The 15,454-nt window shown below is 66.8% G+C and carries 14 protein-coding genes; 7 read left to right on the forward strand and 7 right to left on the reverse strand.

The genetic code is table 11. The features are described 5' to 3' along the window. Nucleotides 1-130: 130 nt before the first annotated feature. From AB5I40_RS28065 to AB5I40_RS28075, 3 genes are read left to right on the forward strand one after another with little or no spacing between them, the layout of a single operon-like run. Nucleotides 131-1,882 (forward strand): hypothetical protein, encoded by a 1,752-nt coding sequence (locus AB5I40_RS28065; protein WP_370933103.1) that lies wholly within the window; start codon nt 131-133, stop codon nt 1,880-1,882. Nucleotides 1,883-1,942: 60 nt separating this feature from the next. Beyond that, nucleotides 1,943-2,536, forward strand: a complete 594-nt coding sequence (locus tag AB5I40_RS28070) for a hypothetical protein (protein WP_370933104.1) — start codon at nt 1,943-1,945, stop codon at nt 2,534-2,536. A 20-nt stretch (nt 2,537-2,556) separates the two neighbouring features. Further along, nucleotides 2,557-3,342 carry a hypothetical protein gene (locus tag AB5I40_RS28075; RefSeq protein ID WP_370933106.1) on the forward strand — a complete coding sequence of 262 codons (786 nt, stop codon included), beginning with the start codon at nt 2,557-2,559 and terminating at the stop codon, nt 3,340-3,342. Here AB5I40_RS28075 and AB5I40_RS28080 read toward each other — a convergent pair. Beyond that, entirely contained in the window at nt 3,322-4,500 is a 1,179-nt protein-coding gene (locus AB5I40_RS28080) for a hypothetical protein (protein ID WP_370933107.1), read from the reverse strand. The two genes, AB5I40_RS28075 and AB5I40_RS28080, sit on opposite strands and share 21 nt — an antisense overlap. Nucleotides 4,501-4,733: 233 nt before the next feature. Between AB5I40_RS28080 and AB5I40_RS28085 the strand changes: the two genes are divergently transcribed. Both AB5I40_RS28085 and AB5I40_RS28090 read left to right on the forward strand, forming a co-directional pair. Next, on the forward strand, nt 4,734-5,144 hold the full coding sequence (locus AB5I40_RS28085) for a DUF3151 domain-containing protein (RefSeq protein WP_370933108.1): 411 nt from the start codon (nt 4,734-4,736) through the stop codon (nt 5,142-5,144). 108 nt (nt 5,145-5,252) lie between these two features. Continuing rightward, complete coding sequence (locus AB5I40_RS28090) at nt 5,253-6,146, forward strand: helix-turn-helix domain-containing protein (RefSeq protein ID WP_370933110.1); 894 nt, start codon at nt 5,253-5,255, stop codon at nt 6,144-6,146. On the opposite strand, the gene AB5I40_RS28095 is transcribed toward AB5I40_RS28090, so the two are convergent. The 3 genes from AB5I40_RS28095 to AB5I40_RS28105 all read right to left on the reverse strand — a co-directional run bounded on the left by AB5I40_RS28095 (nt 6,127) and on the right by AB5I40_RS28105 (nt 9,473). Further along, the gene (locus tag AB5I40_RS28095) at nt 6,127-6,624 is read right to left on the reverse strand and encodes a GNAT family N-acetyltransferase (RefSeq protein WP_370933111.1); all 498 of its coding nucleotides are present in this window, start codon (nt 6,622-6,624) and stop codon (nt 6,127-6,129) included. The genes AB5I40_RS28090 and AB5I40_RS28095 overlap by 20 nt on opposite strands. 81 nt (nt 6,625-6,705) lie before the next feature. Further along, on the reverse strand, nt 6,706-7,890 hold the full coding sequence (locus tag AB5I40_RS28100) for a GGDEF domain-containing protein (RefSeq protein ID WP_370933113.1): 1,185 nt from the start codon (nt 7,888-7,890) through the stop codon (nt 6,706-6,708). 323 nt (nt 7,891-8,213) lie between these two features. Next, complete coding sequence (locus AB5I40_RS28105; protein WP_370933115.1) at nt 8,214-9,473, reverse strand: MFS transporter; 1,260 nt, start codon at nt 9,471-9,473, stop codon at nt 8,214-8,216. Nucleotides 9,474-9,790: 317 nt separating this feature from the next. Between AB5I40_RS28105 and AB5I40_RS28110 the strand changes: the two genes are divergently transcribed. Next, the gene (locus AB5I40_RS28110; RefSeq protein ID WP_370933117.1) at nt 9,791-11,668 is read left to right on the forward strand and encodes an FAD/NAD(P)-binding protein; all 1,878 of its coding nucleotides are present in this window, start codon (nt 9,791-9,793) and stop codon (nt 11,666-11,668) included. Here the strand turns inward: AB5I40_RS28110 and AB5I40_RS28115 are convergent. The 3 genes from AB5I40_RS28115 to AB5I40_RS28125 form a co-directional block, all read right to left on the reverse strand. Continuing rightward, nucleotides 11,658-12,557 carry a glycosyl hydrolase family 18 protein gene (locus tag AB5I40_RS28115; protein ID WP_370933118.1) on the reverse strand — a complete coding sequence of 300 codons (900 nt, stop codon included), beginning with the start codon at nt 12,555-12,557 and terminating at the stop codon, nt 11,658-11,660. The two genes, AB5I40_RS28110 and AB5I40_RS28115, sit on opposite strands and share 11 nt — an antisense overlap. A gap of 48 nt (nt 12,558-12,605) precedes the next feature. Next, nucleotides 12,606-13,244 (reverse strand): HNH endonuclease family protein, encoded by a 639-nt coding sequence (locus AB5I40_RS28120; protein WP_370933120.1) that lies wholly within the window; start codon nt 13,242-13,244, stop codon nt 12,606-12,608. A 151-nt stretch (nt 13,245-13,395) separates the two neighbouring features. Further along, a complete protein-coding gene (locus tag AB5I40_RS28125; protein ID WP_370933122.1) occupies nt 13,396-14,067 on the reverse strand; it encodes a hypothetical protein in 672 nt (223 codons plus the stop codon). Nucleotides 14,068-14,143: 76 nt separating this feature from the next. On the opposite strand from AB5I40_RS28125, the gene AB5I40_RS28130 reads away from it, so the two are divergent. Further along, entirely contained in the window at nt 14,144-15,430 is a 1,287-nt protein-coding gene (locus tag AB5I40_RS28130; protein WP_037808782.1) for an adenylosuccinate synthase, read from the forward strand. The last annotated feature ends 24 nt before the right edge of the window (nt 15,431-15,454 follow it).

The raw sequence follows: 15,454 nt of genomic DNA on the forward strand, positions 1-15,454 counted from the left end.
CGACCGGCAAGCATCCTGTCTAGTCGAGACAGATTTTCACAAGTATGAACACGACGGTTGGCCGATTGACTCGGCTGAAAACCCTTCTTATGGTCGAGTTAATACATCCGATCTATCAAAGGCGGCTGTAATGGGAGAAACCAGTCGGCGGACGGCGTTGCGCGGCGGGGTCGCCCTCGCGGCTCTCGCGGCCACCGCCGGGACAGCCTTCGCGAAACCCGCCGGGCGACGATTGCCGTTCCTGCTCGACATGGTCCAGAACAACCCCGGCGAACCGCTGTTTTCCAGTCGCTTCAACGATCCCGCGACGTTGAAGAGCTACGGCTACGACGGTCAGGTGATCAACGAATTCACCCCGCCGCAGACCGCGATCACCTTCGAAACGTTCGACGAGCGCATTTTCCCCGCGGACTCCCCGGGTCGCGCTTGGGTTGAAGCCACGGCGAAGAAGATCGACGCACACATCGCGCGAGCGCACGCGGCGGGTATCGCGGCGTATTTCTTCACCGACATCATCGTGCTGCCGAAACGGCTGGTCGAACTGTACGGCGACCAAATCCTCGACAGTCAAGGCCGCATCAGCTTCGACCGTCCGCTCACCCAGCAGATCCACCGCCTGATGCTGCGCGAGATCTGCGCTCGCTTCCCCGGTCTGGACGGAATTGTCGTAAGAACCGGCGAGACTTACGTGCAGAACGTCCCGTTCCACACCGGAAACAACCCGATCACCAACGGTGCCACGAGCCACCTGACGCTGCTCGGCATCCTGCGCGACGAGATGTGCTTGCGCGGCAAGCGAGTCTTCTACCGCACCTGGTCCACCGGCAGCGACAAACTTACCAGCGACCCGGACTTCTATCGGCAGGTGACCGACCAGGTCGAAACGCACGAAAACCTGGTCTTCTCGATCAAGCACACCGCGAAAGACTTCTGGCGGACCATCCCGTTCAACCGTACCATCGGCGTCGGGAAACATCGCCAGATTATCGAAGTGGAATGCCAGCGCGAGTACGAGGGCAAGGGCGCGTTCCCGAATTACGTGATCGACGGCGTGGTCAACGGTTTCGAAGAATTCCGCACCCAGCCGCGCACTGGCCCGATCGGGCTCGCCGAGGTAGCCGACAATCCCATCATCGCCGGAATCTGGACCTGGTCTCGCGGCGGCGGTTGGCGCGGACCGTATCTCCACAGCGAACTGTGGTGCGACCTCAACACGTGGGTGATCGCCCGCTGGGCCCGCGACACCGGTCTCGGCGAGGAAGGCGCGTTCACCGAATACGCGACAACGCGGCTCGGCTTGCGCGGCGATCAAGTCCGCCGTTTCCGCCGCCTCGCACTGCTGTCGGCGGCCGCCGTGCTGCGCGGGCATTACAGCGTGGTGCACCCGATGGGCAGGCTGATGTGGACCCGCGACCAGTTCCTCGGCGGCTCAGACAAGGACCTGACCAGCGACTATGACGCAATAATCGCAAAGGGCCGGGTCGAGCCGGTGCTTGCCGAGAAAGCGAACGCGGCCCGGATGTGGGACGAAATCGTCGCGCTGTCCGACACGATCCCGCTGCGCAACCACGCCGACCGGACGTATCTGCGAGTGTCCGCGCGCTACGGCCAATCCTGGCACCGCGTCGTGCATCACGGCTGGGAAGTAATGCTGCGCGGTTACGCCGGTGGGTATGACAAAGCGGTCCTGCGCTACCACCTGGCCCGCTACGACGCGGAATGGCAAGGCTGGCAACGACTTGCCAAGACCGAACCATCTTGCGCGACGCTGTATCAGCCGTACAGTTTCGGTCCGAAGGGGCCGGACGGGCTGTACAACGCCGATCCGAATCACGGCATCAAGCCGGCCACCGACTATTACCGTCGCCTTCTGTCCTCGTGAACGACGGTCGGTCGCCGAATCAAGGTCGCTTAGCGCTCGGGTAGCGGGCATCATGCGTTCATGACGTCTGCGTGGATGTTCGCGATGACAGCACTTGCCGGCGTGGCCGTCGGCAGCCTGCTCAGCTTTCGCGCGACCAGGGCGTCGCCACCGGCGTTGCCCAGCCCGGAACCAGTCGAGGCGCTGGCGGTCGTCGAGCGATGCCTCCAGATGAAGCTGGATGCCGACGAGGCGAGGAGACGGCTCGAAAAGACAGACCACGCGTATGGTCAGCTGACGGGCTGGCTCTATGAGTTGGAAATCGATGTAGACGGGGTTCACGTCGCATTATTTTCGGATAACGAGAAAATTCTCCATGAGCTGCGCAAAAAATTGGACGAGTGGTCGTGGTCAACACTGCGGCCACCGCGTGAAGTATCCGCGTCCCAGCATTATTGGAACAACGATGTACGCGACCTCATGGGTGAATTTTACCGTAAGATGCATGATTTTGTCAGCTGGTCCGTTCGTGATCTCAATAAAGTTCTCGAGAACACTCAAGACTTGACGCCGGATTCGTATCGGGCAAGCTCCGAGTTCTTTGCCGCGAAGCGTGAACTCGACCTGGTTCTTGCGAGAATCCGAGAAGAGGTTCGCGTCGAGATTGGCCGGTAAGCTGGCAGAAAGGCTGTTGCATGAAGAGGGAAACAGGTGTTCGCCGGTATGTCTACTGGGCCAACCGTCGAGTGCTGAGCATCCTGGAGGATCAAGGTGTGAGCTTAGCTGAGCGACGTCAGCGCAAGATCTCGACGCCCAATATCAAAAGCTTCCTTCCGGTCGTCGAGTGGACGGCCGAATCCTCATCGTTGACCAGGCCGCAGTTGGCGGCGAAGATCGAGTCTGTCCTCAGCGAAGAGGTCGTGTCGGATTTGGAGTCTCCTGCGCCGATCTGCTTCGCGAGAGGGGTAGGCCCGGTCGCCTTCGGTGAATTTGTCGGAGCGGAGGAGAGCCGGGCGATGATGTACATTCCGCAAAAGTCCTCGCGGGGCGACCTTGCCGCCGTATGCCTGTTTGGCAGCGTGGAGAATTACGCTGACTTCGTGTCTCCTCCGGGCGGACCGCCCCGCCGCGGGTGGACGTCGTCTGCGGCGGGAAGCATTTACCGGTTTCTCCAGAGCGAATGCCGAGTCACCCCGTCCAGATGGGAGAACCGCGAGAATATGGCCCGAGAGGCGGTCAAGGTCGCCGCCTTCCAAGGCCTTTACGATCAACCTGCGAAAGTGGATAGTCCGGACCGCGGTTACATGTACGGGGACGTGTTGCACGGCGGAGAATGGTTCGCCGAGATATATCAGGACCTCGATCTGGCAGAGACCTCAGGCGGACCGCAGGACGGACACGGCCGGGTCTTGATAGGTGCACCCCTTTGGCTGCGCACCGCGGCGCCTTCCGAAATGAGGCTATACGCCGACCTGGGATGAGGCGGCGCGGCTTCGCCACCACTGCTTCGCCGGACGAGCCCCAGCCCACAACACGAACACCGCCGCCACAGCGACCAAAGCCGTCCAATACGCGACCGGCGGCGCCGACTCCGTCTGCGAGCCCCCGAGCAGCCAAGGCCGCAACTGCGACTGCACCCAGAACGCGCCGTACCCGAACGCCGTCACCAGAACCGCCCCCGCCAGCGCGGGCCGGGGAAGCAGGAAGGCCAAGTCCACCGCGAGCCCGACAGCCAGCAGATAGAACGGAACCGTCGACACCGGGAAGCCCAGCGCGAGCAGCAGCGGCCACATCACGCACCGGTACGCGACATACGCGCCGGCCACGGTCAGCCCGGCCCAGCGCTTTCCGACGGTCTTGCGCGCCAGCACCAGGATCAGCGCCGAAACCCCGATCCCCCACAGCGGATACACCCACTCCGGGATCGGCATCGTGAAGTGCAGCACCGCGGCCCGGTCGACCGGGTGGCCGATCTGGTTGGCGGCGAAGGAAAGCAGCGTCGGCTCCGCCTCGGGCGTGCCGCGTTCCCACGCCCGCAGGCCGAGGATGCCGTACTCCTGCTGTCCGTTCGGGAAGAAGGTGTTCTCCAAAAAGAACGCCCACAGCGCGAGCAGCACCCCGGTGCGGAAGCGGCCCGGCGGGGCCAGCCGCAGCCAGCCGAGCAGGACGCCCGCCTGCATGATGCCGGTGCCGAGGTACAGCATCATGTGCGACGGGCTCCACGCGGTCAGGTCGAGGCCGTTCACGCGGTGGTTGATCACGTCGAGCGGCGCGGCGACCAGGAACACGATCAACCCGGCCTGCATGAGCCGCAGCGAGCGCCGGTCGCAGCCGAGGCCGGTGTAGCTGTGGATCGCGACCAGCACGATGATGATCACCGTGCCGACGGTGTTGATCAGGTGCGGCGGGGCGAGGTCGTCGCGCAGCCACTTGAAGTGCCACGACATGTCCCACGACGACCCGACCAGCTTGAACGCGAACGCGGTCAGCCACATGCCGTAACAGAACCGCAGCACCCACGCCGGAGTCGGTGCTCCCGGTGCGCCGCGGTGCCAGTGCGTCGCGAAGAAATGCCTGGTCTTGCCCACTGGTCCGCGCGGGACCGCGGGGCCGGCGACGTCTTCAACCGCCTTCGTCATAGGCGCCATCATTCCCTGCCGCAAGAGGACGCGGCGGGAGAAGGGGCAAAAACCGGGGTTCACCCCTACGGGTGGCGGACTTGCCCCTGCCCGGCCCGGCACGGCAGGGTGTCGGCCCATGATGCCGAAACGAGCCGTCGCCGCCGTGCTGATCGCCGCACTCGTGCTGGCCGGCGGAGGCGTGCTGACCAGCCTGTTCCTCTGACCGAGGGCATCGTGGGCACAATGGCGGCATGACGCACAACCTGCTGGGCCCCGAGCCCACGCTGCTGCCCGAGCACACCGACGCGCAGGCCGCGCTCGACTCCGGGACGGACCCGTCCGCCGTGGCCGCCGAACACCCCGACTACAGCGAGGCCTGGGCCGCGCTCGCCGAACGCGCGCTCGCCGACGGCGAGACCGTCGCCGCGTACGCCTACGCCCGCACCGGCTACCACCGCGGCCTCGACCAGCTGCGCCGCGCCGGCTGGAAGGGCTTCGGCCCGGTGCCGTGGGCGCACCGGCCGAACCAGGGTTTCCTGCGCGCGCTCGCCGTGCTCGGCACGGCCGCCGGGCGCATCGGCGAATCCGAGGAGTACGAGCGCTGCAAGACGTTCCTCGCCGACTCCGACCCGGCGGCGGCCGAGGCGACCGGTCTGAAGTGACGCGGGCCGCCGGTCGCGCCCCGGAAAACCCGGGCGCGACCGGCCCGTTGCCCACCTTCGGGTGACAGCTAGAGGTGTTCGCATTTGGTGACACCTACAAAGACGGCCATGCGAGGCACGGCCATGCTCACCCCCCGGATCCGCACCCTCGGCACCGCACTGCGCGAGGCCAGGGTCGACGCCCGTTTCGGACTGCGCGAACTCGCCCGGCGAGTCGGCACCAATCCCGCTCTGGTGTCGAACTGGGAGCTGGGACAACGGGTTCCCGCGCTCGAGGACGTCGCGGGCATCCTCGGCGCGCTCGGCGTCGTGGGCGCGGAGAAACAGCGGATCCTGCAACTGGCGCGCGGCACCGCCGAACCGGGCTGGGTCGCCCGAGGCAAACAGTCCGACCCAGACCACCTCGGCGGGCTGCTCGCCTGCGAACGCGCCGCGACGTCGGTCGTCGAATGGCAGCCGCTGCTCCTGCCGGGGCTGCTGCAGATCCCGGATTACGCACGGGCGTTGTTCCTCGCCGACGGATTGCCGGTGCAGGACGCGGAACGCCAGGCGGAGATCCGGATGATGCGCAGGCCGCTGGTGGTCGGCCCCGGCGCGATCCCGTGCGAGGTGCTGCTGGGCGAGGCGGCATTGCGCAATCCGATCGGCGGGCCCTCGACGATGGCCCGGCAGCTGCGTTTTCTCGCCGACCTGATGGCGACGTCGGCGAAGCTGTCGGTCCGCGTCGTGCCCGCCAGCAAGGGCGGGCATTCGGGCCTGGCCGGTCGGTTTTGCGTGTACTACGTGGAGGTCGGCGACCCGATCGTCTACTTCGAGCATCAGCACTCGGGGGCCTTCCTCCTCGACGAGGGGAACGACACCTACTGCGAGGTCGCGGACCGGATCCGCGATTTCTCCCTGGACTCCCGCGCGTCGGCGGCGTTCGTGCAGCGCACCGCGCAGGAGTTCAGGGAGATCGCGCAGGGGAAAAAGCAGGAGGGGCCTAGGAATATGCTCGGTTAGCCGGCACGTCGACCGCGATTCGCAGTTCGCTTTGCAGCAGGTTCTTCGACACCGAAAACCCGTGTCGCAGGTACGCCGGGATCGCGCGATCCGAGGAATGCACGGTCACTCGTTCCAGCCCGAACTCCGCGGCGAGCCGTAGCGTCGCCTCGATCAGAAGCCCGCCGACGCCGCTGTCACGCGCTTCCGGCAGGACGTACACGCATTGCACGTCGCCGCAGACCCGCGAAAAGTCGTGCGGTGTCGGCACTCTGGGGGTCAGGGCGAGGAAGGCCATGCCGAGCACGTGCTCGTCCCGCACCGCGACCAGACAGCGATGCGTTTCGGCGTGCGCGCGGGCCCAGTCGGCGAACTCGCGGACGAAATCGGCCCGAGCACGGTGCAACGGACCGCCTTGGTCGGCAACCCACCGCCAGCGCAACGCGGCGACGGCGGGGAGTTCGTCGTCGCGGGCTGGTCGGATCTCGGCGCGCGGCACAGGTTTCCTCTCCGAATTCCGGAGCTGACGAAGGGATGGACCCGGCCGGCCGGGGGAGGGTGCCGGCCGGGTCCGAGGTCGTCAGGCGACTGCCGCGAGTTCCCGGGTCGGTGCGACCGAGCCGACGACCCGGTTGCGGCCGCTGTTCTTCGCCGCATAGACCGCGGCGTCGGCCGCGGCCATCACTTCCTCGATGCTTGTCCCGTCCAGCGGGAACGCCGCCACCCCGATCGACGCCGTCCGGTTCTCGATCGCGACTGCCACGCCCTCGTTGGTCTGCGTGGGAATCACCAGCTCGCTGATGCGCTGCCGGATGCGTTCCGCCGTGACAATCGCGTCCTCTTTCGACGTCGACGGCAGCAGCGCGACAAACTCCTCACCGCCGAACCGGCCGACGAGGTCGTGCGCCCGCGTCTCCTGTTTCACCACCGCGGCAACGGCTTTGAGCACGTCATCGCCCGCGAGGTGGCCGTAGGTGTCGTTGATCCGTTTGAAGTGGTCGAGGTCGATCATCAGCGCACCGAAGCTGCCGTTCTCGCGCTCGGCACGGGAAATCTCGCGCTGCGCGCCGTCCTGCCAGGTGGTGGCGTTGAGCAGCTGCGTCTTCTGATCCGTGGTCGCGAGTTCCTCGAGCCGCTTGATCAGCATCGAGCGCTGCAGCACGTACAGCGGCAGGATCACCAGCACCGACAGCAGCGGTTCGTGGCTCAGCACCATCACGAGCAGCCCGCCGACGCACAGGGTCGCCAGCTCCAGCAGGTTGTCGTCCATCGTGCCGAGGCAGGATTCGGCGGTCGCCTTCGCCGGGTCGGTCAGGTACAGACCAAGGCCGGTCAGTGCGGTGTTGACCAGGAAATACCCGAGCGCGCCCGCCACCACGGTGGTGACGCTGTGGCCGTCCGCGAGGTGTCCGGCCAGCGCGGCGCCGAAGCCGGACAGGATCATCGTGGTCGCGTTGGCCGCGACGCGGTGCGCCTCACCGGGGCGCGTGCCGTTCCAGCTGCGGAACGCCAGGTAGACGTAGATGATCACGCCCAGCGCGGCCACCAGCTGCGGCGGCACCAGCAGCGCCGCCGGAAGCAGCCACACCGAGGTCACGGTGATGTGCGGGCCCTGGCTCAACATCCGGCGCTGCCGCTCGATCTGCCGCGTGACCTCGGTCTGCGCGATCGCCAGGCCGGCCAGCATGCCGAGGATCCCGATCTGGCCGAGGCTGACCGGGAACACCAGCGTGCTCACCACGGTGAGCACCACCGTGACGGCCATGCTCGTCAGCGTGACCGCGACCCACTGCCGCGGCCGAGTCCAGAGCGACCACCGGGAAACCGCATCGCGCAGCCCCAGACCAGAAAATTCCCCCAATGTGACCATTCTTCCCCCCGGGTCTTGCGCGGATCTCCAGTGACACTCGCCTTACTCACAGTTTCAGACCGTTTGCCGCCTGTCCACAAGGGCCTTAGGTGTGTACATTTTTCCCGAACACGCCGGATGAAGGGTGACCAGCGATGCGCAGCAAGGAACAGTGACCGCGTAGCAGCACCGCAAGGTCGCGCAGGTCAGAGCCTCACGCGCGGGGCATGTCGGGGTAGTCAGGCATGTTCGGCGCGTGTGGCTTCCTTCGCAGACCCGTCTTTGGCCTGCCCGGAAACGGTCCGCTGCCACGCGATCGCGAGCGGAATCGTGATGAGCAGCCCGGCCAATCCGAAGATCCCGACCGTCGTCTGAGCGCTCACGTGGTCGGCGATGACCCCGCCGATCAACGGCGTCACGCCCATCGTCGTGGTCAATCCGGTGTTCGACAGCCCCATCGTCTGCGCCCGGCTCTCGTCCGGCACTGCGACCGTCAGCGACGCCGTCGCCTGCAGCAGCGCGATCGTGCCGAAGCCGCCGGAGATCACGAACAGGATCACCGAAACGACCGGACCCGGCTGCAGGAAGCACAGCAGCAGCGGGATCGCGGCGAGCGCGGTCATCGGGCCGATCAGCTTCGGCCGGATCCCGGCGGGCACCCAGCGCGTGTAGACGAACGTGAAGATCACGCTGCCCACCGGGTCCGCGGCCAGCAGGAAGCCGATCATTTCGGATCCGCCGCCCGAGGAAGCGACGTAGGGCGCGGCAATGCCCTCGTACACCGGCATCAGCCCGGCGAGCCACGTGAAGACCATCAAGGACCGCAACGCACTGGTCGCGAAGGCGACCTTGCCGCCCGCGCTCAGCGAGGAGAGGAACGGCTTGCGCTTTTCCCCGCTGGCCGCCGCGGGGCGCGACTTGAGCCCGAAGCGGAGGAAGAGCGCGGAGAGCACGAACGTGCCCGCGTCGAGCACCAAGGCGAGGCGGGCGTCCATCGCGAGCAGCAGCGCGCCACCGCCGGCGAAACCGAGCAGCTGCGCGGACTGCACGGTCATGCTCCGGATGCCCATGCCGACCACGAATCGGTCGCCTTCGAGCACCTGCGGCAGCAATGCCAGCTGAGACGCCTTGAACGGCGGATTCAGCAGTGAAACACAGCCGACGAGCACGCATAGCGCCCAGAACGGCAGCCCGGGTATGGCAACGCACAGAATCAGTGCCGCGCGCGTGGCGTCGACGGTGACCATGACCGCCCGGCGAGGGAAGCGGTCGGCGAATCCGGTCAGGAAGATGCCGCCCAGCAGCGACGGGAAGAACGTGAGCGCGTAGGTGAGGCCGGTCAGCGTCGCGGAACCGGTGTTGGCGTAGACGAGGACGGACAACGCGACCCGGGCAAGCTGGTCGCCGGCGATCGACAGCAGTTCGCCGAACCACATCGCGCGGAACTCGGCGACTCCGAACACCTCGCGGAACGTGACCCGGTGTGGTGCTGTCGTCATGCGTGTTCTCCCCGCTGCTGTGTGCGGACTGTGCCGCACTAGTGACCAACGGGTGACCCTAGATCCTCCTGGTCACGGGCCGGTCACACGAAGTGAGTTGCCAAGCTCAGTGTCTCGTGACTGTTGGTGATTCTCTAGGTTCTTTCGCCGGTATCCGACAGGTCACGGTCAGTTCGCCACGTGTCCAGACGATAGCGCTCCGCACTCTCTTCCGGGACTGGTTCGATCTTTGTGGTTTGTGCCACATCCGTCCGGGTCGACCGTCCGCAGAGTGGAACGGCCGCCGCTCGGTCAGCCAGCCGCGTAGCTTCACCCGGGTGACCGCTCTCCCGACGTTCACGCTCGCCATCGTGGGCGCCGGACCTCGCGGGGTCGGCGTCCTCGAACGGCTGTCCGCGAACGCCGCCGAACTGCTCGGCGACCGGCAAGCCGAAGTCCATCTCATCGACCCGTTCCCGCCCGGCCCCGGCCGCGTGTGGCGGTACGAGCAGTCGCCGCTGCTGCGGATGAACTCGATGCCCGAGGACGTCACCGTCTTCACCGACGACACCGTCCGGATCGACGGCCCGGTGCGGCCGGGTCCGTCGCTGATCGAGTGGGTGCGGCAGGTGCGCGCGGGCACCCTCGCGTATCCGGTGCCGGACGACGTCCGCGCCGAGTTCGAGGCCCTCGCCTCCACCGACTTCCCGACCCGGCGGCTACAGAGCCGGTACCTGGAGTGGTTCTACCGCAAGGTGGTGGCCGAACTGCCGCCCAGCATCACGGTGATCGAGCACCTCGCCACGGCGGAGAGCATCGATGACGACGAGACTGTGCGGCTTTCCGACGGCACGACCGTGACCGCCGACGCCGTGGTGCTGACGGTCGGCCATCTCGACGCGGTCCCCGATTCCCGGGAACGCGAACTGGAGGCGTTCGCCGAGCAGCACGAGCTGTCCTACTACCCCGCTGGCTACACCGCGGACGTCGACTACTCCGCGGTGCCCGCTGGAGAACCGGTGCTAGTGCGCGGTTTCGGGCTCGCGTTCGTGGACCTGATGCTGTTGCTGACGGAGGGTCGCGGCGGCCGGTTCGAGGAGCTGCCGTGCGGTGGTCTGCGTTATCACCCGAGCGGTGCCGAGCCGGTGCTGCACGTCGGGTCCCGGCGCGGGGTGCCGTATCACGCGAAAACCGGCTATCGGCTGCGCGGGAAACCATTGCAGCTGCCCAGATTCTTTGACAAGCGCGCTATTGACGGTCTGACCGGCCCGCTCGACTTCCGTGCGGACGTGTGGCCGCTCATCGCGAAGGAACTCGCCTGGGCGTATTACACCGAACTGTTCACCGGACATCCGGATCGCGTGCGTACGGATTTCGCGGTCTTCGCGGACAAGTTCGCCGACCTGCCGTGGGGAGCGTCCGAAATGGACGCTCTGATCGCGACCGCGGTGCCTGCGCTGGAGGATCGGCTCGACCTTGAGCGGCTGGATCGCCCGTTCGCTGGCCGCCGCTTTGACTCCGGCGAGGAATTCGGGAAGGCGGTGCGGAAGTACGTCGAGTCCGATCTCGTGCGACGGGCGGACGTGCACCACAGTGCGGACCTCGGCGCGTTCATGGCGCTGCTGTCGGTGATCGGCCAGCTGCCCGCGCTGCTCGCGACCGGACGGCTGACCGCAGCGTCTCAAGTGTCCGATATGGACGGCTGGTTCCACGGGTTTTTCTCTTACTACGCAAGCGGTCCGCCGCCTCGTCGGCTCGACGAGCTGCTCGCGCTGGAGGACGCTGGCGTTGTGTCTTTCCTTGGCGCGGACATCTCGATCGCCGCCGACGAGACGACTGGGGCGTTCGTCGCGTCGAGCACCAGCCATCCGGACACTGTCGCCGCACGCACGTTGATCGAGGCGCGGCTGCCGAGCGCCAGCGTCCCGCGAGTGTCCGACCCGTTGTTGCGCAGCCTGCGGGAAGCCGGTGCGCTGGCCGAGGAAACCGTCCCGGATGTCGACGGCGCGACGTTGCCTTCCGGCCGGATCGCCACGACGCTCAACGACTTCCGACTGGTCACTGTGGACGGTACGGCGCATCCTCGGCGGTTCGCGGTGGGTCCGCACACGAGTGTCCGATCGGCAGGCGCTTTCACCCGGCCGCGCACGAATGCGATCTCGTTCCGGCAGAACGACGCACTGGCAAGGGAAATCCTGCGGCTGGCTAACCCTTGACCGTCGGCGCGATCTGCTGCGCCCACTCCCACGGCGCGGCGGTGTCGCCGGGAAGCGAGTTGAAATACTCCCAGCCGTCGATGCCGCCGAAGTCCGGATACTTCTGGACGAGACTGCCGACGGTGTTCTTCAGCGTCGGCATGTCGACGTAACCGTTGCAGTTAGCGGGATTCGTGACCGTCCCCGCGACGACCTTGCTCGCCGGGACGACTCCGCGGCCGATGATCTGGTCGTAGCCCGAGGTGTCCGCCAGCGAGCCCCAGCCGCAATAGAACTGGGTGTTGAACCAGGAAATCTGGTCGCCGCGCTCGCGGTAGAGGCGGTCGTAATCAAGACCGGAAAGGCCGCCACCGCCGCTGAGCTCGGTCGCGACTGGCGCAAGCGTGATCAGGAAATCCGGGCCGAAGTCGTTGCGCAACGCGTCGATCACGCGGTTCAGCGCGTCGTTCGACATCTGTTCCTCGACGTCGAGGTCGATGCCGGACAGCGAATGGTCGCGAATCAGGTTGCGCAGCAACGGATAGTAGGTGTCGAAGTCCTGCTCCAGACGCTGGAAGCTGCCCTTCGCCGCGCCGCCGACGAAAGCGAGTGCGTGCACGCCTTTGCCTTGCATCGTGGCGAGATCCGCCCACATTTGCGTGAATTTGCCGTCCGACGGCGGATCGTCGTTGAGCGTCATGGTTCCGCCGTCGTTGAGGTGCACGGCTCCGACGATCACGTCGGTGACGCCGGCGTCGTGGTCGGTGAGCCCCAGCGGGGAGATGTACGACCCGTTTTGGTGCGTGGTTTGGTAGTAGACAACGACTCTGCGCCCGGTCGCCGCCGTCGCCGGGACCGCTCCGCAGAGCACCAGGAACACCGCCAGCACCGCCGCCGTGATCTTCCTCATGGTTCGGACCATAGGACGGCGGCGGCGCCCGCGGTAGGGCTGATCGGGTCAGCAGCGCCCCAGCATGTCCGTCAGCGCAGACTTCTCCGCCGAATTCACGGTGAGCTTGAACTTCGACTTGACCGCCACCCACATTTTGGCGTAGGTGCACCAGTATCCGGTGGACGGCGGCTTCCACTGGTCCGGCGACTTGTCGCCCTTTTCCTGGTTGACGTTGTCGGTCACCGCGATCAGCTGCGGGTCGGTCAGGTCGTTGGCGTAGGCCTGCCGCTGCGCGGTGGTCCACGACGAGGCTCCGGTGCGCCACGCGTCGGCGAGCGGCACGACGTGGTCGATGTCCACATCGGACGGAGCGCTCCAGGTCGCGCCGTCGTACGGCGAGGTCCAGGTGCCCGAGGTCGGGGCGCAGTCGGAGCCGACCTTCACGTTCGTGCCGTCGCGCTTGAGCACCATTTCGCGCGTGTTGCAGTTGTTGCCCTGGTCGATCCAGTGCGGGAACTTGTCGCGGCTGTACCCGGTTTGCGAGCCGTCCGGTTTCACCGTGAGCCCGGCGAGCTGGCTCTTCGCGGTGTCCGCCGACGGGATGCCGGGCGGGGTGGCATCGGCGACGCCCACCGTGACCGAGCCGAGCAGCGCGACGCCGGCCAGGACGGTCAAGGAGTTGCGAACTGTACGTGTGGTCGGCATATTGCTGCCTTCCTGGTCAGATGCGGGACTGATTCACCTTTGACCACGAAAGTGGCGTGCGCAACACCGTCAGGTGACAGGAAGCCGACCTTCTGTGAACGGAAGGTCACCGAGGGTTCAAGGCAGCTTGAACGTCGTCGGCACGAACGGGTCAGCCGCGGACCGCGCGAAGATCGGCGGTGTGCCGGTACCAGGTCCGCCGGGTGATCTCGCGTTCCTGCGGGACACCGTCGATGACCAGCGAAGACGTCGGAACGCAGCCAAGTTGAAAGGCACGCCCGCGAAAGGTCGCGGACCGTTTGAGGAGCTTCCCGCGGGTGATTCGGGCGGTGACTCCGGACTCGTCCGGTGCGACCTCGATGCCGGAAACCAATCCGTCGAAAGCCACCTGTTCGTCGCAATACGCCTGGCCCTTGACATCGCGCAGGGTCGCGTGCCCGAGGAGCACGCCGCCGGTGTCGTCGCGCACGAGCGAGGTCTCGGCGTCCTCGCCCTTCCAAGCGAGCGCGAACGCCTCGTCCGGGTCCGAGGGCAGCCGCCAGTGCGCGGCGACACGAGAGCCGGTCTCAGTGGCCACGAAACCCACTGACACGCCCGGGAGGAGTTCGCGGCGCATGAGACGCACCACCACGGCGGCGAGGTCGGCGTCGGAGCCCAGCACGACGAGCCGGTCGTGTTCCCCCAGCAAGGGGTCGATTTCCGCCTTGCCGGGACGGGGGCTGGCGTGCACCAGCGGGACGTCGCCGAGCCGTGCGGGCAGATCCGCCGCGGCCCCGCAGGCCACCACTATTCCGCGCACCCCGGCGTCCTCCGTTAAAGTCATGCACCGGCATTTACCAGCGCCACCCGTGCCCCCGTCCGGGAGCACTATTCCTATTGCCGAACACCTGGAGTGTCACATGCCGGCCATCGTGCTGATCGGTGCCCAGTGGGGGGACGAGGGCAAGGGCAAGGCCACCGACCTGCTCGGCGACCGCGTCCAGTGGGTCGTCCGCTACCAGGGCGGCAACAACGCGGGCCACACGGTCGTGCTGCCCAACGGCGAGAACTTCGCGCTGCACCTCATCCCGTCGGGGATCCTGACGCCGGGCGTGACGAACGTCATCGGCAACGGCGTGGTCATCGACCCTGGCGTGCTGCTGGACGAACTGGCCGGCCTCGAGGAGCGCGACGTCGACACCAGCAAGCTGCTGATCTCGGCCGACGCGCACTTGATCATGCCGTACCACGTGGCGATCGACAAAGTCACCGAGCGCTATCTCGGCAGCCGCAAGATCGGCACCACCGGCCGCGGCATCGGCCCGTGCTACCAGGACAAGATCGCCCGCGTCGGCGTCCGCGTGCAGGACCTGCTCGACGAGAAGATCTTCCGCCAGAAGGTCGAGGCAGCGCTGGAGTTCAAGAACCAGGTGCTGGTCAAGGTCTACAACCGCAAGGCGCTCGACGCCGACCAGGTCGCCGACGAGGTGCTCGCGGCGGGCGAGAAGTTCGCGCACCGCATCGCCGACACCCGGCTGCAGCTGAACCAGGCCCTGGAGCGCGGCGAGACGGTGCTGCTGGAGGGTTCGCAGGGCACGCTGCTCGACGTGGACCACGGCACGTACCCGTTCGTCACGTCGTCGAACCCGACGTCCGGCGGCGCGAGCGCGGGCTCGGGCATCGGCCCCGGCCGCATCACGACCGTGCTGGGCATCCTGAAGGCCTACACGACCCGCGTCGGCTCCGGCCCGTTCCCGACCGAACTCGACGACGAGTCCGGCGAGTACCTGCGCAAGCAGGGCGGCGAGTTCGGCGTCACCACCGGCCGCTCGCGGCGCACCGGCTGGTTCGACGCGGTGATCGCCCGCTACGCGGTGCGGGTCAACGGAATCACCGACTACTTCCTCACCAAGCTGGACGTGCTGTCCGGCCTGGAGAAGGTCCCGGTGTGCGTCGGCTACGAGGTGGACGGCTTCCGGACCTCGGACATGCCGATGACCCAGACCGACGTGCACCACGCGGTCCCGATCTACGAAGAGCTGCCGGGCTGGTTCGAGGACATCTCGAACTGCCGCACGTACGACGAGCTGCCGGCCAACGCGCGGGCTTACGTCGAGCGGATCGAGGAGCTGTCGGGCGCACGGGTTTCGGCGATCGGCGTCGGTCCCGGCCGGGAGCAGACGATCGTGCGGCACGAGTTCGCCTGAGTTTGTTGCGTCTGTCGGCCGCTG

Origin of the sequence: Amycolatopsis sp. cg13 (assembly GCF_041346965.1) — a bacterium.
Classification (GTDB): domain Bacteria; phylum Actinomycetota; class Actinomycetes; order Mycobacteriales; family Pseudonocardiaceae; genus Amycolatopsis.

Coding starts and splice junctions, on each gene's coding strand:
- AB5I40_RS28075 (WP_370933106.1), top strand. CDS start 2,557: ATGAAGAGGGAAACAGGTGTTCGCCGGTATGTCTACTGGGCCAACCGT.
- AB5I40_RS28130 (WP_037808782.1), top strand. CDS start 14,144: ATGCCGGCCATCGTGCTGATCGGTGCCCAGTGGGGGGACGAGGGCAAG.
- AB5I40_RS28065 (WP_370933103.1), top strand. CDS start 131: ATGGGAGAAACCAGTCGGCGGACGGCGTTGCGCGGCGGGGTCGCCCTC.
- AB5I40_RS28080 (WP_370933107.1), bottom strand. CDS start 4,500: ATGACGAAGGCGGTTGAAGACGTCGCCGGCCCCGCGGTCCCGCGCGGA.
- AB5I40_RS28085 (WP_370933108.1), top strand. CDS start 4,734: ATGACGCACAACCTGCTGGGCCCCGAGCCCACGCTGCTGCCCGAGCAC.
- AB5I40_RS28090 (WP_370933110.1), top strand. CDS start 5,253: ATGCGAGGCACGGCCATGCTCACCCCCCGGATCCGCACCCTCGGCACC.
- AB5I40_RS28070 (WP_370933104.1), top strand. CDS start 1,943: ATGACGTCTGCGTGGATGTTCGCGATGACAGCACTTGCCGGCGTGGCC.
- AB5I40_RS28100 (WP_370933113.1), bottom strand. CDS start 7,890: ATGGCCGTCACGGTGGTGCTCACCGTGGTGAGCACGCTGGTGTTCCCG.
- AB5I40_RS28120 (WP_370933120.1), bottom strand. CDS start 13,244: ATGCCGACCACACGTACAGTTCGCAACTCCTTGACCGTCCTGGCCGGC.
- AB5I40_RS28125 (WP_370933122.1), bottom strand. CDS start 14,067: ATGACTTTAACGGAGGACGCCGGGGTGCGCGGAATAGTGGTGGCCTGC.
- AB5I40_RS28115 (WP_370933118.1), bottom strand. CDS start 12,557: ATGAGGAAGATCACGGCGGCGGTGCTGGCGGTGTTCCTGGTGCTCTGC.
- AB5I40_RS28105 (WP_370933115.1), bottom strand. CDS start 9,473: ATGACGACAGCACCACACCGGGTCACGTTCCGCGAGGTGTTCGGAGTC.